Annotated in this window: 16 protein-coding genes; 12 read left to right on the top strand and 4 right to left on the bottom strand. The window is 45.7% G+C overall.

Annotation, left to right across the window (positions count from 1 at the left end; genetic code table 11):
- Positions 1-27: 27 nt before the first annotated feature.
- Positions 28-615, bottom strand: coding sequence for a DUF3087 family protein (locus LNL84_RS01450; RefSeq protein ID WP_244354565.1), 588 nt, complete (start codon positions 613-615; stop codon positions 28-30).
- Between the two features lie 136 nt (positions 616-751).
- On the opposite strand from LNL84_RS01450, the gene LNL84_RS01445 reads away from it, so the two are divergent.
- Positions 752-2,113, top strand: a complete 1,362-nt coding sequence (locus LNL84_RS01445) for an AlkA N-terminal domain-containing protein (RefSeq protein WP_244354563.1) — start codon at positions 752-754, stop codon at positions 2,111-2,113.
- A complete protein-coding gene (locus tag LNL84_RS01440) occupies positions 2,113-2,586 on the top strand; it encodes a methylated-DNA--[protein]-cysteine S-methyltransferase (protein ID WP_244354561.1) in 474 nt (157 codons plus the stop codon). Before LNL84_RS01445 ends, LNL84_RS01440 begins: the two co-directional genes overlap by 1 nt.
- Positions 2,587-2,802: 216 nt before the next feature.
- On the opposite strand, the gene LNL84_RS01435 is transcribed toward LNL84_RS01440, so the two are convergent.
- From LNL84_RS01435 to mnmC, 3 genes are all read right to left on the bottom strand, one after another.
- On the bottom strand, positions 2,803-3,180 hold the full coding sequence (locus tag LNL84_RS01435; RefSeq protein ID WP_244354559.1) for a diacylglycerol kinase: 378 nt from the start codon (positions 3,178-3,180) through the stop codon (positions 2,803-2,805).
- A 5-nt stretch (positions 3,181-3,185) separates the two neighbouring features.
- Positions 3,186-4,265, bottom strand: a complete 1,080-nt coding sequence (locus LNL84_RS01430; protein ID WP_244354557.1) for a DUF4056 domain-containing protein — start codon at positions 4,263-4,265, stop codon at positions 3,186-3,188.
- Positions 4,266-4,643: 378 nt separating this feature from the next.
- Complete coding sequence (mnmC, locus tag LNL84_RS01425; RefSeq protein ID WP_244354555.1) at positions 4,644-6,653, bottom strand: bifunctional tRNA (5-methylaminomethyl-2-thiouridine)(34)-methyltransferase MnmC2/FAD-dependent 5-carboxymethylaminomethyl-2-thiouridine(34) oxidoreductase MnmC1; 2,010 nt, start codon at positions 6,651-6,653, stop codon at positions 4,644-4,646.
- Between the two features lie 130 nt (positions 6,654-6,783).
- Between mnmC and fabB the strand changes: the two genes are divergently transcribed.
- From fabB to purF, 10 genes are all read left to right on the top strand, one after another.
- Complete coding sequence (fabB, locus tag LNL84_RS01420; protein WP_244354554.1) at positions 6,784-7,995, top strand: beta-ketoacyl-ACP synthase I; 1,212 nt, start codon at positions 6,784-6,786, stop codon at positions 7,993-7,995.
- A 229-nt stretch (positions 7,996-8,224) separates the two neighbouring features.
- Positions 8,225-9,370, top strand: coding sequence for a 4-phosphoerythronate dehydrogenase (locus LNL84_RS01415; protein ID WP_244354552.1), 1,146 nt, complete (start codon positions 8,225-8,227; stop codon positions 9,368-9,370).
- The gene (locus LNL84_RS01410) at positions 9,354-10,367 is read left to right on the top strand and encodes an aspartate-semialdehyde dehydrogenase (protein ID WP_244354550.1); all 1,014 of its coding nucleotides are present in this window, start codon (positions 9,354-9,356) and stop codon (positions 10,365-10,367) included. Before LNL84_RS01415 ends, LNL84_RS01410 begins: the two co-directional genes overlap by 17 nt.
- Positions 10,368-10,626: 259 nt before the next feature.
- Entirely contained in the window at positions 10,627-14,760 is a 4,134-nt protein-coding gene (locus LNL84_RS01405; protein WP_244354548.1) for a FimV/HubP family polar landmark protein, read from the top strand.
- Between the two features lie 178 nt (positions 14,761-14,938).
- Positions 14,939-15,736 (top strand): tRNA pseudouridine(38-40) synthase TruA, encoded by a 798-nt coding sequence (gene truA, locus LNL84_RS01400; protein ID WP_244354546.1) that lies wholly within the window; start codon positions 14,939-14,941, stop codon positions 15,734-15,736.
- Between the two features lie 263 nt (positions 15,737-15,999).
- On the top strand, positions 16,000-16,926 hold the full coding sequence (gene accD, locus LNL84_RS01395) for an acetyl-CoA carboxylase, carboxyltransferase subunit beta (protein ID WP_244354544.1): 927 nt from the start codon (positions 16,000-16,002) through the stop codon (positions 16,924-16,926).
- 41 nt (positions 16,927-16,967) lie between these two features.
- Positions 16,968-18,239 (top strand): bifunctional tetrahydrofolate synthase/dihydrofolate synthase, encoded by a 1,272-nt coding sequence (gene folC, locus LNL84_RS01390; RefSeq protein ID WP_244354542.1) that lies wholly within the window; start codon positions 16,968-16,970, stop codon positions 18,237-18,239.
- 9 nt (positions 18,240-18,248) lie between these two features.
- A complete protein-coding gene (locus LNL84_RS01385) occupies positions 18,249-18,794 on the top strand; it encodes an SPOR domain-containing protein (RefSeq protein WP_244354540.1) in 546 nt (181 codons plus the stop codon).
- A 61-nt stretch (positions 18,795-18,855) separates the two neighbouring features.
- Entirely contained in the window at positions 18,856-19,347 is a 492-nt protein-coding gene (locus LNL84_RS01380) for a CvpA family protein (protein WP_244354538.1), read from the top strand.
- A gap of 33 nt (positions 19,348-19,380) precedes the next feature.
- Positions 19,381-20,895: an amidophosphoribosyltransferase gene (purF, locus tag LNL84_RS01375; RefSeq protein WP_244354536.1), complete on the top strand. Its 1,515-nt coding sequence runs from the start codon at positions 19,381-19,383 to the stop codon at positions 20,893-20,895.
- The last annotated feature ends 2 nt before the right edge of the window (positions 20,896-20,897 follow it).

Genomic DNA, 20,897 nt, shown 5'->3' with positions numbered 1-20,897 from the left:
CGACACGCGCACTATGGTCCTAATGCATTATTTTAAAAGGTTGTCATTAAAATCATCGACACTGATCTCCAAATTCAGATCTTCGATTTGCTGTTGTATCTGACTGATATTGGTTTCTAGTTCAGGCAGTGTTAGCGTGTTGTTGTCCAGTAAATAGACTTCTTTTAGACTGCGATAGTAGAAATTCAAAATGATGAGCGCATCGCGGTCATTACTAGCGCCTCTTTCCTTAATACCTTTAAGTTTACGATAAATACGGTTTTGCAACGCCTTGAGTCGCCATACGTAATACACTTCGTGAAAATACGGAGTTTCTTTCAAAAATGACATGGCAGAAGCGCAGACAATGGCGGCCGCAATCACGCCAATTAAATTGAGATGAAAATTCCCGGTGGATTCCGTTGTGCCCTGTTGAGCACCGAAATTGGCAATTAGTAGGCTGCCAAAGCCGACAGAAAGCAGCGCTAGTGCGGCTACAAGAGCAATAGTAATGATGTTTAGGCGTTTTTTATACGTTGATTTATCTATCTTGAGTAACTGCATAAGCTTTAAATTATAAGAGGTAAAGCGCCAATCTATCCTAGAGTAGACGTTTGTGTCGAGTATTGGCGTCATCTCATCGTCATGGTCGCGAAAGGTGTCACGTATGGGGAACCTTAATATTCGGCATTGCCATGCAATAGTTCCGAAAGTGGCTAGGTAAATGTATAAGTTGGCTTACAATACACTATGAGTTGTGGTGGGGTGAGCTATGAAGTTAACCAATGAAGAGTGTCGTGCGGCGCGATTATCGCGGGACCATCGTTTTGATGGTGTGTTTTTCGTGGCTGTGAAAACGACCGGAATTTTTTGCCGGCCAATCTGCCCGGCCACTCCCCCTAAAGAAGAAAATGTAGAATACTATTCCAGTGCCGCGAAAGCGCTGATAAGGGGTTATCGACCTTGCTTGCGTTGCCGACCCGACAGTGCTCCGCACTCTTGGGCCTGGAAAGGCAGCGAAACCAGTTTTCAGCGAGCGTTAACACTCATAGAGCAAGGCGCGCTTGAAGGTGGCAGTGTGGAACAACTTTCTGAGCGCTTGGGCATTTCCAGCCGCTATTTAAGAAAGCTATTTGATGCTCATCTGGGCGTATCACCAAAGCAACTTGCTCTTTTAAATCAGTTAATGTTTGCCAAGCAGTTACTGCATTCTAGTACGATGTCCGTGCAGGATATTGGCTACGCGTGTGGCTTTAATAGTATACGGCGCTTTAATGATGCGTTTATGAAGACGCTGAAATTGAATCCAAGCCAAGTGCGAAGAGGCAATCAGGCCCAGCCCAATGGGTGTTCGTTGCGCTTGGCCTACCGTGGCGCCTATGATTGGCAAAGATTACTGGATTTTTACCGTTTGAGAGCCATTAAAGGCATAGAAACGGTGACGGCCGATAGCTATCAACGAGTCGTCGATATCGATGGCAGCTCTGGTTGGTTTAAAATCTATGCCGATAAGGAACATTGCCAATCAGTGGTGGTCGAGTTTGAACTGCAGGATGTGACCAAACTTAAACAACTGGTGACAAGAATTCGACGAATGTTTGATTTAGACAGTGATGTCACCATGATTGAAAGTCAGCTATCAGCCGTCGATCCGATGCTAATTCGTTATCCTGGCATTCGAATTCCCGGTGTTTGGTCGGTTTGGGAGGCAGGGGTGAGAGCAGTATTAGGCCAGCAAGTGTCGGTGAAGTTGGCTATATCTCAGCTTAATTTGCTCGTGGAGACATTAGCTGGGCCACGCGGTGAATCTGGAGTCTTTCCGTCTCCAACGCGTGTCGCCAGTGCTGACTTGAGCTTCTTGCGCATGCCTGAAAGTCGTAAGCAAACACTTAGCCGGCTCGCACAACATTTGGTTGATCACCCAGAAGGTGAGGTAGAGAGTTGGCTTGCACTAAAAGGGATTGGCCCATGGACGGTTAACTACGTCAGCTTGCGCGGTCAATCCCAAGCGAACCTGTTTCTAGACACAGACTTAATTGTAAAAAAATACACTAAGCAAACTCCAGGCCTGACCGTACAACGCGTTTCGCCTTGGGGTAGCTATGCCACTTTGCATTGTTGGAGTCATTTTTGATGAATCATTATATTGTTGTAGACAGTCCTGTCGGTGAGGTGACGATCCAAACAAGTGAAAAAGGGATTACGGGCGTGTGGTTTGAACATCATACGACAAAGCCTCAAACGCTGGGGATGTGTAGCCCAACTCATCCGATCCTTGTTGAGGCCAAGCGTCAATTTGAACTGTATTTTTCAGCCAAGTTGACGAGCTTCAGTTTGCCTATTGATGCAAAAGGCACCGAATTTCAAAAGCTAGTATGGTCGGAGCTACGTCAGATCCCCTACGGGCAATCCATCAGCTATCAAGAGCTCGCCAATCGTATAGGAAAGCCAAAAGCGGTGCGTGCGGTAGGTGCAGCCAACGGAAAAAACACCATTTCAGTGATCGTTCCTTGCCATCGCGTTATTGGTAAGAATGGTAAGCTGACTGGTTATGCTGGTGGTGTCGAGAGAAAAAAGCTGCTTTTGGAATTAGAAGGGATCCTTTAGTAGGCCGTGCCCACAAATGACTTAGGATCCCAATAGTGCTAATAAGAAAATGACGGCAAAACCCACAATGACGGTCAGCAGCAATTTCCCTAACCGCTTTGTCCCACCGTTTGGCGATTGATTACAACATCCCATTGCCTTTGTTCCTCTTTGCTTGTTTTTAGAGTGATTATCAAGCTTACCCTTAGGAGAGGGGCAAGTGCTTATTCAAGAGGACTAGCCTAGGTAGTTCACCCAAAGTACCGATATCCACACAATCAACGCAAGAACAATAGACATCAATACCGCAGCGGATGCGATGTCTTTGGCTCTGCCTGACAGTTCGTGTTTGTCTAGGCCGATGCGATCAACAACCGCCTCTGTCGCTGAATTGAGCAGTTCAACAATCATGACAAATATCACGGCACCAACAAGTGCGGCTTTTTCGTACACGCTAATGTCGAGTATCGCGGCAACGACGCAAGCGAAAACGAGCGCGATAACCTCTTGTCGGAATGCCGCTTCATTTATCCATGCCGCTTTTAGCCCGCTCCACGAGTATTTACAGGCATGAATTATGCGTTTTAGACCGGTATTTTTTTGTGTTTGAGTCATGATGATTAGTCTAGCTCTATCGTTAAGGCATCATTGCGGCTATTCACGTGTTGATCATCCACGCGTTTAGCGACATCGGCGAGTGCTTGAAAGTGATTTACTGTCCACACTGCTTGATTTTGCAGTTCGTCCGGAAGTATATCAAATTCCTCATTCTTTTTACCGACTAATAGTTGAAGTTGAGCATGCTGCTCAAGTGATTTAAATTCGGACAATGACAATTGCTCGCCATCTTTGATGCCATTTGGCGTCAATGCAAGTGAAAAGTGGTAATCACGTGTTTTTACAACCCATTTGCTCGGCAAACGTTGCTCGCTGTCCCACCAAATACCATCGAGGGCTTTTAACCTAGCAATGGTCACTTCTTCAGGTTGTACCTGAAGTGATTTCAAACGGCGTTGAAAATACTTTGGGAAAAGGCTGACAAATTCATCTTGAGTCAACTCAGGGTTTGTGTTGATAATTTGCACAGCGATTAAGGCACCAAGCATGTTTGAGTAGAGATCTTCAGGAGAAAATGCTGAAGGGTATTCCTTAAAATCACCAACAGAAATTAAGCCATACCACTGGGCAATTTCATGCCATTGAGCGAGTCGAAAGGCAGCAAGAGCAGAAATTTGAGCGAATGTTTGGTTGCGAGTACTTGGTTCAATCTCATTTAGGTCGCTTAAAACGATACGACGCTGTCTAAGTTCGTCTGTGAGTTCAATATTGCGGTCAATCGCGGCACCATTTTTCATCTCATTGTACAAGAAATAGGTGAAATCAGCCGTGTCGCGAACGTGCGCGGTATCGATAAAGCCGCCTTTTAAAGTGTATAGTAAGCCGTTGACTTCATCTTCTGAGCCGAAAATACTGCCGATGACACTGGCAGAACCATCGTTAAATGTGTGCGCGTCGATGTCTTCCAACTCAAGAACGTTTTTAATGGAGTAGAAGGGGACTGGGACAGGGCCAAGTTCAGCTTTAAGTCCGGTACCAAATGCGCAGCAAGGCCTGATACCAACAGGAACAGTATTAGACTCGGCGATGCTTACCGTGGGGAATAAGGCAATGGCTGCAAGCAGGATTGTCGACATTTTCATGCGTATAGAACTCAGTTTTTACAGGACGCGCGAGTTTGCAGTGCAATAAAAGCTCAGTTGTCAGGATTGTGTGATTTTTTGGCGTGCTTGGAGGGTGTTAATGCGACCTCTATCGCAATATGTAAAACCTTTTTTAGAAAATACGGGAGTAGTCGCTGCTATGGGGGGCGAGGTTCAATTAACTTTCGCAAGCTAACTTCATTCAGGGAAATGTCTGTAAAAGGAAGGTTTTCCTCCCATATCTTAGACTGATAAAGGTATGGGAGGCAGAAAGCGGGCTGTCTATTACAAGGTCACTATGCTTATGAGCTTTATTGTTTAGTCTCAGCTCTAGTACACATCCTCTTTTGGGATACGTGGATTGGCTATTAAGAAGGGCTATAAGCCGAGCGGTTTTCCTTTTTTGAGCCGCTTAGCCCAGGTGCGAGCAGGGTGCAGCGTCTTGAGTGGCTCTATTGGCAGTGGCAATGGGTCACCACAGATCTGAGAAGCAAGCAGCTCTCCGAGTAGTGGAGCGGAGCTTAATCCTCGTGATCCCAAACCTAAAAAGCAATAAAGGTTGTCATGAAGAGGCAGCTGCTTGTGAACGCCTTTATCATTCACAGCTTGAAGCTTTTGTGTATCAACCACAGGGCCGACGAAAGGCAAATGGTCACGGCTGACACATCGTATGCCTTGACGAGACAAGTCATCGGTTATATCGATATCTTCGACCCATTTTTGGTTAGGGATACAATCTCTTATTTTTTGAGCATTATCGCGCTGAGCCAAAGGATCAAACTCAGTGTTAATATGCTGGCGATCGTAGCTGGCACCGATACAGTGTGTTTTCAATTTTGGGTTGTGCGGCGTTAAGTATCCATCGTAACAAATAACAGACTTCAATTTTTCTAGCGTCGGAGAAGTCGGGATATGGGAGACCTGACCTTTCACTGGCGTCAAGTGAAGCTGTGCGGTGGGGGCTAACTGTTGGAATGCATGACCGTTAGCAATTACGATAGTACTGTGGGAAACAAAGCGCTTAGCTTGTTGTTCTTCGATTTCTAAATGCCATTGCTTTGATGATGCGTCAAAGCTTAAAGCCGTCACTTTATGCTGGTAGTGTGCGGTGAGCTTGCCAGCTTTTTCCAGGCTATTGAGTAGCTGTTCTGTCAGCTGTGCGGGGCAAAGCCATCCGCCGAGGGGGTAGTATACACTCTCACAATCTACAGGTAGACCAATGGTGTCGGAGGTTTGTTCGCGGTTTAAATGACAAAGAACACTTGACGGTAAATCCGCATTAAGCATTTTGGTTAATTTCTTGCTTGACGTTTCGTCCCACATCAACTGCGTGACACCGCACCATTGATGATCAAAGGCAAGCTGCTCTGCTGCTTGTTCAATAAATTGTCTGGCATAGATAAACGCAGGCGCAAAAATACGTGAAACGCCTTGATGTTCACCATTGATAAGAGGATACACCGCGCCTTGTCGGTTTCCCGATGCGCCTTGTGCGGGAGCTGAGTCCTGGCAGTAAAGAGTGACTTTCTTGCCACGTTTTACCAAGCTTTGTGCTAACGTGGCGCTGGCAATTCCGCCGCCAATGATGGCGATGTCATCGCTGTCGCTGGCACTGACTTGTGGGTATAGTGCGTCGATATTGTTATAAGACTTTTTGACGGTTAGCGAGCCTGCGATCATCTCTCTTTTCGTACCAAAGCCTTTGACTTTTTTCATATCAAAACCAGCGTCTATCAAGCCACGCCTGACAAAACCCGCCGCGGTGAAAGTCGCGCAAGTACAATCTTGCTTAGCAAGCATGGCCATGCCATTGAATAAGGTTTGGCTCCACATCTCAGGGTTTTTGCTTGGTGCGAAGCCATCAAGAAACCAGCAATCGACAATTCCTTGCTCTGGCGTAGGCACTTTTGGCAAACATTCCTTAATGTCGCCAAACCATAAATCCAGAGTGATAGCACCTTGGGCTAAGACCAAACGATGGCAATCGGGAACTGCTGCTGGATAGTGACGCTGTAAAGGTTCTGCAAACTCTTTTAATTCAGGCCAGGCCTGATGAGCACGAATCAGATCCGTTCTGTTTACCGGGTACTTCTCAAAGCTAATGAAATGCAGTTCTTTGAGTGGAGCCTCTGGGTATTGTCGACGAAATTCCTGAAAGCTCTGCCAGACCGCTAAGAAGTTAAGGCCAGTACCAAACCCTGTTTCTGCGATAACAAATCGACGGGTATTGATGGTCTGCCAACGCGTGGGCAGTTGGTTTTGTTGTAAAAAAACGTAGCGTGTTTCTTCAAGTCCGTTTACGTTAGAGAAGTAAACATCGTCAAATTGGTCAGAAACAGGTGTTCCAGATTCGTTCCAATCGAGTTTGGCATGAGTGATAGAAGTCATGATATTGACACTTTGTTTGCATAAAATCTTAGGTATTGATGCAGATTGTACGAATTAATGGGAAAGCTGACCACTTTTATACGTTAACTTCGCTATTATCTAGCAGTTTTTGAATTAATAGGAATGTCACATGAAACGAGTCGTAATTACCGGTATGGGTATTGTTTCGAGCATTGGTAACAACGTTGAAGAAGTTTTAGCGTCTCTAAAAGCAGGCCGTTCTGGTATTAACGCCTCTGAGCAGTTTAAAGAGATGGGCCTTCGTTCTCAAGTTTGGGGCGATCTTAAAATGAACCCAGCTGAGCACATTGATCGTAAGAAAATGCGCTTCATGGGTGATGCAGCTGCGTATGCGTACCTTTCAATGGAGCAGGCAATCGCTGATTCAGGCTTATCTGATGATCAGGTTTCTAACGACCGTACAGGTATCGTTGCAGGTTCTGGCGGTGCGTCGTCTCTAAACCAAGTCGCTGCAGTCGATACATTACGCGAAAAGAATGTTAAGCGTGTGGGTCCTTACATGGTTCCACGTACTATGTCTTCAACTGTATCTGCATGTTTGGCAACACCATTTAAAATCCGTGGCGTTAACTACACTATGAGCTCAGCTTGTGCGACCTCAGCACACTGTATTGGCCACGCGATGGAGCTAATTCAACTTGGTAAACAAGATATCGTGTTTGCTGGTGGTGGTGAAGAGCTTGATTGGTCATTGACTATGATGTTTGACGCAATGGGCGCTCTGTCTACTAAGTACAACGACGCGCCAGAAAAAGCATCTCGTACTTACGACGCTGATCGTGATGGTTTCGTTATCTCTGGTGGTGGCGGTATGGTTGTCGTCGAGGAGTTGGAGCACGCTCTTGCTCGCGGTGCGAAAATCTACGGTGAAATCGTGGGTTACGGTGCGACTTCTGATGGCTACGACATGGTAGCACCATCAGGCGAAGGTGCTGTACGTTGTATGAAGATGGCAATGCAAGATGTTGATTCTATCGACTATATCAATACTCACGGAACTTCAACGCCTGTAGGTGACGTGAAAGAGCTGGGTGCGATTCAAGAAGTATTCGGTGGTAATAGTCCTGCAATCTCAGCAACGAAAGCGATGACGGGTCACGCTTTGGGTGCTGCTGGTGTTCATGAAGCAATCTACTCAACATTGATGCTAGACAATGGTTTTGTTGCGCCAAGCATTAACATTGAAAATCTTGATGATGCAGCAGAAGGCCTAGACATCGTGACAGAATTGCGTGAGCAAGAACTAACGACTGTTATGTCTAATAGCTTTGGCTTCGGCGGAACTAACGCAACATTAGTTATCAAGAAGTACCAAGGGTAAATCCATTCGCCCTACGGTTTCCAGAGCTGACCAGCGGTAACGCTGGTCATCAGACGCAAGTTTTGACCCCTGGAGAGCGGGTTAGATCCTTTTGTTCTGGATATTGCCCAGCCATTTTTGGCTGGGCATTTTTCTATCTATAGAGGTAAAGTAAGAGTTCACTCGACACACCTGTAAAGATCTTGCACAATTCACGATCATGTAAGGACAACTCCCTTTGGACAAAACAATGAAGATTATTGTTGATGAAGCAATGCCTTATGCTGTAGACCTTTTCGGGCAGCTAGGTGAGGTTATTGCTAAACCAGGTCGCGAACTCACGGCTGACGACTTGATTGATGTGGATGCATTGATGATTCGCTCGATTACTAAGGTTAACGAGTCACTCTTAGAAAAAGCCAATGCACTCAAATTTATTGGCACGGCCACTGCGGGTATGGATCATGTCGACCAAGATGTGCTGAAGCAGCGAGGCGTGTTTTTTACCGCAGCACCAGGCTGTAACAAGGTCGGGGTAGCGGAGTATGTTATTAGTAGTCTGATGGTGATGGCTCAGCAACAAGGCTTTTCTATTTTTGATAAAACGGTAGGGATTGTGGGTTGCGGTCAGGTGGGCAGCTATCTTCAAAAGTGCCTTCAAGGAATTGGCATTCAAGTTCTACTCAATGACCCGTTGAAAAAGCTGCAAGGTGATGAGCGTTTATTTACCGATTTAGATACCTTGCTTGAACAGTCAGATGTGGTGACGCTCCATACACCAATCACTCGTAATGGCGAATTCCCTACGCATCACTTAATCAATGATGTACGTCTTGCTAAGTTCAGACCTGATCAAATACTGATTAATGCGGCTCGTGGAGCTGTCGTTGATAATAACGCCTTAAAACAACGTTTGCTTAAGCAAGATGGCTTTACCGCGGTTCTTGATGTCTTTGAATTTGAACCAGTGGTTGATTTTGACCTGCTTCCTCTGTTAACGTTCGCGACCCCTCATATTGCTGGGTATGGGTTGGAAGGTAAAGCTCGCGGCACAACGATGATCTTTAATAGCTATTGTGAGTTCTTAGGGCTAACGAAGCGCGCTGATCCGGATGACTTATTACCGACGGCTCCAATTCCAGAGTTAACACTCAATAGAGAGTGGGATGAAGCGACACTGCACAGTATGACGCAGATCATCTATGATGTACGCAAAGACGATGCGATTTTCCGCCGTGAGGTGTACCGCGAAAATGGCTTTGACAAAATGCGCAAGAATTATTGGGATAGGCGTGAGTATGGCGCTGTCCTGGTTAAAGGTGATGGTTCGTGTAACTTGGCACCTTTAGCTAAATTAGGATTTCAAATCGAGGTAACCAATGAGCCAACAATTTAATATCGCTGTATTTGGAGCAACAGGGGCTGTAGGTGAAACTATGGTTGAAGTGCTTCAAGAACGTGAATTTCCGATAGGTGACATTTACTTGCTGGCGAGTGAGCGCAGTGAAGGTAAAACGTATCGCGTTAACGGAAAAACCATCAAAGTAGAGGATGTCGAGAACTTTGATTGGTCTCAAGTACACATTGCTCTTTTCTCTGCAGGCGGTGAACAATCGGCGAAATGGGCACCTATCGCCGCTGATGAAGGTGTCGTGGTTATCGATAATTCGTCTCATTTCCGTTATGACTATGACGTACCCCTCGTCGTGCCAGAGGTTAACCCAGAGGCGATAGCAGAGTTTCGTAATCGTAACATCATTGCTAACCCGAACTGCTCAACGATTCAGATGCTGGTTGCGCTAAAGCCAATCCATGATGCTGCTGGTATCGAGCGTATCAATGTATCGACGTATCAGTCGGTATCGGGTGCAGGGAAATCAGGCATAGATGAGTTGGCTGGCCAAACAGCGAGCTTGTTGAATGCAAGGCCTGCTGAAAATGACGTGTTCTCGCAACAGATCGCGTTCAACTGTATCCCTCAAATTGACCAGTTTACGGACAACGGCTACACCAAAGAAGAAATGAAAATGGTGTGGGAAACGCAAAAGATTTTCAATGACCAGAGTATTATGGTGAACCCTACGTGTGTGCGCGTTCCTGTTTTCTACGGCCATGCAGAATCTCTACATATCGAAACTCGAACACCAATTGATGCCGAGCAAGTCAGCCAACTACTTGAGCAAACAGAGGGCATTGAATTGTTTAGAGGCGAAGATATGCCAACACAAGTCCGTGATGCTGGTGGTAAGGATACCGTGATGGTTGGGCGCGTTCGCAATGACATCAGTCACCACAGTGGTATCAACATGTGGGTTGTTGCCGATAATGTTCGCAAAGGTGCCGCCACCAATGCTGTACAAATTGCTGAGGTCTTAATTCGCGACTACTTTTAAACGAGCGCGTGAGATCTGAAATAGAACAAATACCCCTGAGGTTTTCGCATAGAACTTTAGGGGTATTTTTCTAAGACGAGTACCCAAACGACTAAGCTATAGCTCTATGTCGTTCAAAAGCGCAGCAATTTGAGAGATTGCAGTGTGAAGTTGATGCGATTATCACGGTTGACTCAAGTTTTTTGGTACGCACTCTATAGTTTTGGGCATAATATCCGATATATTAAAAGATTAGTTAAAGCAGATAGCTGAGCCTTCCATGTACAAAATTCTAAAGTCTCTCGTAGTGTCCATGACGCTAATAGGAGCAACAACGTCTTCATACGTCAGCGCTGAAACCATTCGTCTTGTGGGACCAACGGGTGAAACCATACCCGCACCGCAATATTCTGAACAGATCCAGAAGGCGAAACCAGAAGTTGCTCCTAAGGTTAGTGGCGATCCTGCTCGATATTATGGCCCGACGGCAAAATCAGAAACGCTTTGGTCTATTGCATCGAAGGTGAGACCCAGCAATCAAGTCTCCATTCAGCAAACAATCTACGCGTTATATCAACTGAACCCAAATGCGTTTGAATCAAATAACATCCACCTGTTGATCCCCAACAGCCAATTGCGTATCCCATCACTTGCACAGGTAGTGGCGAGTGACACGGTTCAGGCAACAACGATCCTCAAAGCTCACAAGGCTCGCCTGGAAAAAACTCAGCTAAAAACGACTGCGACTAAAACGGCATCCGACAAAACCGTATCTTCAAAACTAAAGACACCTAGCCAAACGGCTAACGAAAAACCAACGAGTGCGAATAAAATAGCCGAAAAAAGCGCACCTTCCACAGCGTCAAAACAGGCATCGAGTGTCAATGACAAACAAATGCAATTGGCCGCAGCACAGCAACAAGCGGCAAAGCTAGCAGAGAAGCTACAACAAAAACTGACGGTGTCTGAAAGCGAGCTATTGTCACTGGAAGAGCGTAACCATCAGCTGCGTTTAATGCTGGCAGAAGTTCAAAATGAAGTGGAATCTCTTAAAAAAGAAGTGAGTAATGAAGAGCGTATTCGTGCAGAAGTTGAAAAACAGCTAAATGAAGAGAAACGTCGTCAAGAGGAGTTGCAACGACTTGCACCGGGTCAGTTGGACTTAATGCTGGCGAATCCTTGGATTGTGGCCGCCTTAGCGATCATTCCTGCTTTATTTGTTGGTCTGTTGATTTTCATGTTCAAGGGGAAACGTAAGGCGGTCAAAATAAGCGAACAAAACGCCGAGCAAGAACCGGCGTCTTCCTCTAAGGCTCCAGTTGTGATCGGTGCGGCTGCTGGTGCCGCCGCACTGACCGCAGAAGCGGATGACTTTGATGATGATATTTTTGCCGATTTGGATGAACTTGATGTTGACGAGAATAGCTCTGAGCCAAAACTAGACGATTCTCAAGATGATATTTTTGCGGATCTGAATGACAGCGACTTGAATTTCAATTTGGACGATGGTGATTCTGACCCATTTGCTAGTATCGACGAGCAAGGTGACTTGAACGTCGATTATGTTGATTTAGAGTCGAGTTCAAATGGTATTAGCGTCAACGGTGCGGATAAAGCGCTTGGTCTTGAGGAGATGGAGCAGGCTCTTAGCGATGTTTCGGTTTCCACCGAAGAGACCGCCATACCGCAAGGTATAGCTCTAGAAGAGTCTGATCCTGTTTCTCAGCAAGATTTGGATGATTTATTCTCAGAGATTTCAGAACCTGGCCTAGATTCGGAGCATGCCGATCCTGAATTGATGCTTGACGATGATCTTGATATGCCGTCGTTTGGTCAAGAAGACATGGATGAGCTGCTGTCAGAAACAGACTTCAACCTCGGCGATGATGATCTTGATTTGTCGAGTGAGTCAGAGGAAGAGGCCAGAAGCATACAGCCAGAGACACTTGATAACGATGATATCGATGACTTGTTCTCACAGTTCGCAAGTGACGCCGAATCTCAAGCAGACAATGCTAAACCTCACCATGAAGAGGCCGTTTTACTCGATGAGATGTTAGAAGAGGGCGACTTTGAGCTGTCGGATCTCGAAGATTCAGAGCTATTGTTAGACGAAGTGCTTGCTGAAAGTAATGCGGTTGAAGCTTCTGCCGACACGCTTGGGTTAAACACTGAGACAGACCTCGACTCGCAAGCAGACGGTGCTTTCGATGAGCTTATCGGTGCCGACGAAGATGAGCTACAAGATATCGGGTTAGCCGAAGACAGCACTGAGTTGTTGGATGAGTTGCTGATGGAGCCTGCATTCTCAGCTAAAGCTTCGGCAGATGAACAGTCAGTAGAGCTTGACCCTTTTTCTGGTACTGAGCTGCTTGCCGATGACGTTAGTGATGACAGTGATGTTGTTGAAGATCGTGACGCAATTGAAGGTGGTGACGCCTTCAAAGAGAGTCACAACAACGACCAAGTTAGTGCTTCTGACATAGATGAACTTATCCAAAGTAGCTCACTAATGGGACACGAAGGTGAACCAGCCGTTTCTGGTTTTGAGCCCAATGAGATGCAGCGTAATGATGAAGCCGACACTTCAGTTGCGCATAGTGAAGACATAGACCTACCGGTGATAGAACCGACTGTTCAGCAAACAGAAGTGTCCCTTGCTGACGATGGTCATACTGCCGAAGTAGACAGTGATGTCCCGCTCAATAACATTGGCAGTGCTTCTGAGATCGATGAGTCTGAAAGTGAGGCATTGCCTGAATCAGAGCTTGATGAAATCAACGAGCTGACAGAGCCTTCTCATTATGACTCTGAGTCAGTGACGCCAAGTGACGATGATACGCATGATATTGACGACGGTGAGCTTGATGTTGAAAGTACGGTTCAAGCAGATGTCGGTGTCGAAGAAAATGTCGAAAGCACTCTAGAGGAAGCGACCGAACTGGTTGATAACTCCGATTTGGCGAGCAGCGATACGATGCTGGAGCCCGAAGATTCAACTTCTGAAGACTTTGAAACTGACAGTGGCTTGTTAGCCTACGAGAACAATGTAATTGAGCCAGCATCGGTTGATGCATCGACACACCGCGAAGATGAGGCATTGGCTTCCGAGCCCGTCGCGCCTCTGATCAAAGAGTCCGATGCAATCGATGAGTTAACCGTTAGTACGGAGCAAATACAAGCGCCGGGCGAATTTAACTTCGAGCCAAAAATTGAAGGTTCTGAAGATCATTGGCATCAGAGCGATGACCGTGATGAGACAAGTGAAACTGAACTTGCTCAGATGGTGGCAAATGAATTTGGTGTACCTCAGGATGAAGATTGGTTTGTTGACGAAGAGCTCAATGACCAAGTAGCCGCTCCAGTAAGTGAAGATCTGAATGCAGATGATGAACCGCAAGTGCCCGCTGCAAGTGACAATCTAAATGCGACTAACTTTGATGATAGCCTTCTTGCTGAATATGGTGAACAAGAAGCGCTCGATGATGCCTTACTTGAAGAGGGCAACGTTGTTGAGGGAGCCCTGCCTGATGGACAAGACGATCAGCCCCTTGAGCTATCTGATGATGACTTACCGGAGTATAGCGAAGAAGATGCTCTTGCAGATATGGGCGTTGAAAGTGATGCCGGTGATGATATTGATTATCGTGCTTCAGAAGTAAATGACAACGATGACGAACAAGCGAAACATCAAATTCCACCCATCGGAGAGCCCATTGGTGAACCATTAAATCACTCAGAAATCGATGCTCTGGCCGATGCCTTTACTATGGTGGACACCAGTGCTTACGAGCAGGAAAGCCAGCTAATTGAATTGCTAGACGAAAGCGATAATTCACCAAGCTTTAGTAATATCAGCCGTGTCGATGCTGACATGGCGCACAGTGCAGGTATGGATATAGACACCATGCTAGAGGGAAGTAATTCTGTTGATGCTGGTGAGGATTGGAATGGCTTTAAATTAACTCAAGAGCAGCAGGCATCTATCTCTACCGAGATCCCAGAAGATGAAGCAGAGATTTGGCAAGGCGAGGAAATCAAAGGCTTGTCAGAGCCAGCTGACGAAGATTGGTCAACGCAAGACGATCTTGCAGATTTTGATCCGAAGGCGAATCAATATATGACAATTGATGAGCTTATGAATCAGGCCGATGATAAAGAGCCGTCAAATCCAGATGATGAAGAGCTGATGCTTGATGTGGGACTTGATGAGTTTCCAGATGTAATTGGCCCTGTGAGTGATGTGGATGTTGATTCTGGAGCAGAAGCGGCGGGTAAACTGGATTTGGCGAAAATCTACATGGAAATGAATGACATTGCCGGCGCTCAAAAACTGTTAGAGCAAGCTGCAAGCCAAGGCAATGAGCCGATAGCCAACGAAGCGAAACAGCTGCTTGAGCAGTTATCTACATAACATTGACTGCATAAAGTAAATAATCAATAGAGGTAGCAAATAGCGACCTCTTTTTGTTAATGACCGATCTGTCCCAGACCCGATGCTATATCGTCAGTGTGGGGCTTGGATTGGTATTCTCGACAATTGGGTATATACTTTGCGCCCAAAATCGAACAGATGCCGTGTAGAGAGAGATATGAGAATTGCTTTAGGTATAGAGTATAACGGAGCAAATTATTATGGCTGGCAGAGACAAAGAGACGTTAAAAGCGTTCAGGAAGAACTTGAAAAAGCGCTGTCAATCGTTGCTAACCAACCTATAGAAGTTCAATGTGCTGGTCGCACCGACGCAGGTGTTCACGGTACAGGTCAAGTGGTACATTTTGATGCTCCGGTATCTCGAAAGCCAGCGGCGTGGACGATGGGTGTCAATGCTAACATGCCAAAAGATATAGCGGTACGCTGGGCCAAAGAAGTTCCAGATGATTTTCATGCACGATTCACTGCAACCGCTCGTCGTTATCGTTACGTTATCTACAATCACACTTTGCGCCCAGGAATCCTTTCGCAAGGTGTCAGTCATTATCACGGCGGACTTGATGCTGAAAAAATGCATCTTGCTGGGCAATATCTATTGGGTGAGCAAGACTTTACGTCTTTTCGTGCTGTTCACTGTCAGTCTCGAAGTCCTTGGCGCAATGTCATGCATCTCAATGTGACTCGCCACGGGCACTACGTGATTATTGACATTAAGGCGAATGCGTTTGTTCACCATATGGTTAGGAACATTACCGGCAGCCTAATTTCTGTTGGACGTGGTGAACAAGAACCTCAGTGGATAGAATGGTTGCTTGCGCAAAATGATCGCAAGTTGGCCGCTGCTACGGCGAAAGCCGAAGGGTTGTACCTTGTTGATGTTGACTACCCAGAACGGTTTAATCTTCCAAGAGAACCGATCGGCCCGTTATTTTTACCTAATGAATTGAACTCATAGGTAGACTGGCACTCCAACAGAGAGTGTGATTTTTATACTGGTGTTTTCATAATTAATTCACATCGTTACGAGAATTAACTTGAGTTTAACACTGCACCAGTGTCACAAAACATACATTAACTTGTAAGATAACGCTGTTTGAGACCATAGGTACAACCAGTTTTTTATCTACACTAGCCGCGGAATATGGTTTAATCCAATCGCACATATTCAGATTTCAATCTTTCGCAGTGGCGCGGAAGTATTAATAGAAAAGGTCTTCCATGAGTTGGCTTGAAAAAATTTTAGAAAAAAGCAATATCGTAACATCTCGTAAAGCGTCAATCCCTGAAGGGGTTTGGACCAAATGTACTTCGTGTGAACAGGTTTTGTATCAAGCAGAACTTGAGCGCAACCTCGAGGTGTGTCCTAAGTGTAATCATCACATGCGTATGAAAGCACGTCGTCGTCTGGAAACATTTTTAGATGGGGAAAACCGTGTCGAACTCGCAACAGAGCTAGAGCCTCAAGATAAGTTGAAGTTTAAAGACTCCAAGCGTTACAAAGAGCGCCTTTCAGCGGCTCAGAAAAACAGTGGTGAGAAAGACGCACTGGTTGTAATGCAAGGCCAACTACTTGGCATGCCATTAGTCGCGTGCGCATTTGAATTCTCATTTATGGGCGGTTCAATGGGTTCGGTAGTTGGTGCGCGCTTTGTGAAAGCTGTTGATGCTGCCATCGAAAACAACTGTGGCTTGGTGTGCTTCTCTGCCAGTGGCGGAGCGCGTATGCAAGAGGCACTAATGTCATTGATGCAAATGGCAAAAACCAGTGCCGCACTTGAGCGTCTATCTAGCAAGGGACTTCCGTTCATTTCGGTAATGACCGATCCGACGTTGGGTGGCGTATCTGCAAGTTTAGCGATGTTGGGTGATATCAATATCGGTGAACCGAAAGCGCTAATTGGCTTTGCTGGTCGTCGTGTTATTGAGCAAACGGTTCGTGAAAACTTACCAGAAGGCTTCCAACGTAGTGAATTCTTGCTTGAGCACGGTGCTATCGATATGATCGTTGATCGTCGTGAAATGCGTCAACGTGTTGGTAGTTTGGTGGCTAAGTTGACAAATCACAGCTCACCTCTTGTTGTTTCTGTGAAAGATTCTCCAGCAGAACCAGCATATGAAGTACCAGAACCTAAAGAAAAAGGGTAAAGTACTCTCTAAGATATCAACTAAAAGTAATTGATTGTTAGATGAGTTTATTACCTGTTCCTCAAGCCACATCGCCATTATCGGTGTGGCTTGATTATTTAAATAGTATTCACAGCAGTGCTATCGATCTTGGTCTTGACCGAGTTCAAGTTGTCGCTCAACGCGCTTCTCTTACCAAACCAGCCAACACCGTTATTACCGTTGCCGGAACAAATGGCAAAGGTTCCACCTGCGCTCTTATGGAAGCCATCTTGCTAGATGCTGGCTATTCTGTTGGTGTTTATAGCTCCCCACACCTAATTCGTTACAATGAACGTGTACGCATTAATGGCCAGGAACTGCCAGATGGGGACCATGCGAAGGCATTTGCCCATATTGAAGCGGTTCGCAAAGACGTTAGCCTGAGCTTTTTTGAGTATGCGACATTAGCCGCACTGCATCTATTTGCCGAAAATAAAGTGGACGTGGTGCTGCTTGAAGTGGGCCTAGGCGGACGTCTAGACGCGACCAACGTTGTCGATCACGACGTCTCAGTGATCACGAGTCTCGCGGTTGATCATGTCGATTGGCTTGGTGATGACATCAACGTGATCGGCTATGAAAAAGCGGGGATATTTCGTGCCAATCGGCCTGCTATTTGTGGTCAGGAAAAACCACCCGCAACAGTGCCCGCCCATGCGGATGATATTGGCGCAGAATTCTATCAAGCGGGCATTGATTTCACTTTCAAAGCCGAATCAGAAACCACTTGGAGTTGGAGCCATAAAGGCTACGAACTGGAAGAACTGCCGATACCTCAGTTGCCTTTGATGAACGCTAGCACCGCTCTAATGGCGCTAGGCAGTGCCCACCTGGACATTTCGGATGTAAATATTGTCAATGGTTTAAAGAACGCGACACTGCCAGGTCGAATGCAGTTTTTACCTTCTCGTCCGGTAACGGTTCTCGATGTCGCGCACAATCCTCATTCAGCACAATACCTAGTTTCGCAACTGACAGCACGTTTTGCTAATAAGCGTTACCATGTTGTGGTCGGAATGCTGCATGATAAGGATGTCGTCGAAACTCTTAACGCCCTAAGCCCGATCGTTGGCCAATGGTATTTGGCCTCTCTAGAAGGCCCAAGGGCGGCGTCTGCCAAGGAACTGAGTCAATCGGTTAATGAAGCGCTTAACAAGTCACTTTTTGATAGCCCCGTTTTGGCTTATCAAGCGGCGATGGAGCAAGCAAGTCAGGACGATATTGTTCTGGTTGTGGGCTCTTTTCATACTGTTGGCGAGGTTCTTGAGTACTGTCAATCACTTGAGGCATAAGGAGTAATAATGGCCAGTAAGTTTCAAAGTCGCCTCGTCGGTACTATTGTTTTAGTCGCGGTAGGGGTCATCATACTTCCCGATCTATTAGATGGAAAGAAGCTCCACTATAAAGAAGAGTTTGCGAGTATCCCAATTAAACCTGAAGTGAATAGAGAAGTTGAAAACTTTGAGGTCCTAGAGCCTGTCGAGAGCGAATCGGTTTTACCTGATGCCCCAGTTCAGGCAACGGTTGGTGAGGCTGAAATTGCAACCTCTGATAACAAAGACAGCGTAGAGTTAAAGGTTGTCGATGTTCAAGAACGCAATGATTATCAAGACAGTGGGTGGATCATTCAATTGATGGCTTTGAAAAATGCGGAAAATGCTAAGCTGTTGGTGAAAGATTTGCAAAAACAGGGCTATCAGGCGCACGCAAAGCAGGAAAGTAATTTTACTCGCGTGATCATTGGTCCCGATGTTTCAAAAAGTAAATTAGAGCGACAAATGAAAGAATTGGAAAAAATCACCGGTTCTAAAGGTCAATTGCTCAAATTTAAACCACTTAATCCATAAGAAAACGTTTGCGTCGTGTTTTTTTCTGTTAAAATGCGCGCCAAGTTGAGATGAAGAATTTATGAATTGGCTAGATTTTGTCATTCTAGGTGTGATTAGCCTGTCGGCTTTGATCAGTTTAGTTCGAGGCTTTGCTAAAGAAGCAATGTCATTGGTGATTTGGTTTGGGGCGTTTTTTATAGCGAGCCAGTACTACGCAAAATTAGCGGTGTATTTTTCCAATATCAAAGACGAGATGTTTCGTAATGGAGCAGCAATCGCCGCTTTATTTATCGCAACTTTGATTGTCGGAGCACTGATCAATTATGTCATCGGACAATTAGTAGATAAGACAGGGCTGTCCGGTACAGACCGGATCTTGGGAGTTGTATTTGGTGCCTTACGAGGTGTGCTTATAATCTCTGCGGTCTTGTTCTTTATAGATACATTCACGACGTTGAATGGTAGTGATTGGTGGAAAGCATCAGAATTGGTTCCCCATTTTAAGCTAGTCATTCAGCCATTTTTTGAACATATTGAAGCAACATCGAGTTTTTTGTCTGGCACCATTTAGTGCCAGAAAACGTCGAAAATCGAGGATTAACACATGTGTGGTATTGTTGGAATCGTTGGCACAACGCCTGTGAATCAGTCTATCTATGACGCTTTGACTGTTTTACAGCATCGTGGCCAAGATGCCGCTGGTATTGTTACCATTGAAAGCAATCGTTTTCGTCTGCGTAAGGCGAATGGTCTTGTAAAAGATGTATTTGAAGCCAAGCACATGCAAAGACTCCAGGGTAATGTGGGTATTGGTCATGTTCGTTACCCAACAGCTGGCAGCTCAAGCGCTTCAGAAGCACAACCTTTTTATGTTAACTCTCCATTCGGTATCACGCTTGCGCACAATGGTAATTTAACCAACGCGAACGATATTCGTGAAAAATTGTTTCAAAAAGACAGACGTCACCTAAATACGACGTCTGACTCAGAAGTTCTGTTAAACGTACTTGCCCACGAAATTGACACAGTAAAAGGCAATGTCACATCGGAAGATGTGTTTCGTGCAGTGACTAATGTTCATCGCGCGATAAAAGGCGCCTATGCGGTGGCGGCGATGATCATCGGCCACGGTATGGTGGCATTTCGCGACCCGAAAGGCATTCGTCCTCTTTGCCTTGGTAAGCGTATTGTCGATGGCAAGAACGAATACATGGTTGCATCGGAGTCTGTAGCGTTAGACGCAGTAGGCTTTGATTTTGTTCGTGATGTTGCTCCTGGTGAAGGTATTTATGTTACATTTGACGGCGAACTACATACTCGACAATGCGCGGATAACCCAACGCTAAATCCGTGTGTTTTTGAATTTGTGTATTTTGCTCGTCCTGATTCGTTTATCGACAAAATTTCTGTGTACAGTGCGCGTGTTGAAATGGGTAAAAAGCTTGGTGAGCGAATTCAAGCTGAATATCAACATCTGGATATCGATGTAGTTATCCCAATCCCAGAAACTTCATGTGATATCGCACTGCAAATTGCTCAAGCGATAGAAAAACCCTACAGGCAAGGTTTTGTGAAAAACCGCTACGTTGGACGTACCTTTATTATGCCTGGTCAGCAGCAACGCAAAAAATCGGTGCGTCGTAAGTTGAACGCTATTCGCTCTGAGTTCAAAGGCAAAAATGTTCTATTAGTGGATGATTCGATTGTACGTGGTACAACTTCAGAGCAAATCATAGAGATGGCGCGCGACTCAGGTGCCAATAAGGTCTTTATGGTATCGGCTGCACCTGAAATTCGTTTCCCTAACGTATATGGTATCGATATGCCAAGTGCAAATGAGTTAATTGCGCACGGCCGTGATAACGATGCGATCTGCCAACAAATAGGCGCTGACGCGTTGATTTATCAAACCCTACCTGATCTTATTTCAGCAGTCGGTGAGGGTAACCCTGATATTGTGAAGTTTGAGACTTCGGTATTTAATGGTGAATACGTTACTGGTGATATTGATCAGAAATACCTTGATTACCTAGAGTCATTACGCAGTGATGACTCTAAAATCCAGCGCGAACTCCAGCAAGATTTAGCCAATTTAGAACTGCATAATGAAGGCGCATAGAT

This window comes from Vibrio gelatinilyticus, assembly GCF_022836845.1.
In the GTDB taxonomy this organism is placed as follows: Bacteria; Pseudomonadota; Gammaproteobacteria; order Enterobacterales; family Vibrionaceae; genus Vibrio; species Vibrio gelatinilyticus.
Note: the sequence above shows the minus strand (reverse complement) of the source record. Positions and strands in the feature narration are given on the sequence as shown.

What these genes read in the sequence shown, in the direction of transcription:
- LNL84_RS01450 (WP_244354565.1), bottom strand. Translation starts at nt 615, where the DNA reads ATGACGCCAATACTCGACACAAACGTCTACTCTAGGATAGATTGGCGC.
- LNL84_RS01445 (WP_244354563.1), top strand. Translation starts at nt 752, where the DNA reads ATGAAGTTAACCAATGAAGAGTGTCGTGCGGCGCGATTATCGCGGGAC.
- LNL84_RS01440 (WP_244354561.1), top strand. Translation starts at nt 2,113, where the DNA reads ATGAATCATTATATTGTTGTAGACAGTCCTGTCGGTGAGGTGACGATC.
- LNL84_RS01435 (WP_244354559.1), bottom strand. Translation starts at nt 3,180, where the DNA reads ATGACTCAAACACAAAAAAATACCGGTCTAAAACGCATAATTCATGCC.
- LNL84_RS01430 (WP_244354557.1), bottom strand. Translation starts at nt 4,265, where the DNA reads ATGAAAATGTCGACAATCCTGCTTGCAGCCATTGCCTTATTCCCCACG.
- mnmC (WP_244354555.1), bottom strand. Translation starts at nt 6,653, where the DNA reads ATGACTTCTATCACTCATGCCAAACTCGATTGGAACGAATCTGGAACA.
- fabB (WP_244354554.1), top strand. Translation starts at nt 6,784, where the DNA reads ATGAAACGAGTCGTAATTACCGGTATGGGTATTGTTTCGAGCATTGGT.
- LNL84_RS01415 (WP_244354552.1), top strand. Translation starts at nt 8,225, where the DNA reads ATGAAGATTATTGTTGATGAAGCAATGCCTTATGCTGTAGACCTTTTC.
- LNL84_RS01410 (WP_244354550.1), top strand. Translation starts at nt 9,354, where the DNA reads ATGAGCCAACAATTTAATATCGCTGTATTTGGAGCAACAGGGGCTGTA.
- LNL84_RS01405 (WP_244354548.1), top strand. Translation starts at nt 10,627, where the DNA reads ATGTACAAAATTCTAAAGTCTCTCGTAGTGTCCATGACGCTAATAGGA.
- truA (WP_244354546.1), top strand. Translation starts at nt 14,939, where the DNA reads ATGAGAATTGCTTTAGGTATAGAGTATAACGGAGCAAATTATTATGGC.
- accD (WP_244354544.1), top strand. Translation starts at nt 16,000, where the DNA reads ATGAGTTGGCTTGAAAAAATTTTAGAAAAAAGCAATATCGTAACATCT.
- folC (WP_244354542.1), top strand. Translation starts at nt 16,968, where the DNA reads ATGAGTTTATTACCTGTTCCTCAAGCCACATCGCCATTATCGGTGTGG.
- LNL84_RS01385 (WP_244354540.1), top strand. Translation starts at nt 18,249, where the DNA reads ATGGCCAGTAAGTTTCAAAGTCGCCTCGTCGGTACTATTGTTTTAGTC.
- LNL84_RS01380 (WP_244354538.1), top strand. Translation starts at nt 18,856, where the DNA reads ATGAATTGGCTAGATTTTGTCATTCTAGGTGTGATTAGCCTGTCGGCT.
- purF (WP_244354536.1), top strand. Translation starts at nt 19,381, where the DNA reads ATGTGTGGTATTGTTGGAATCGTTGGCACAACGCCTGTGAATCAGTCT.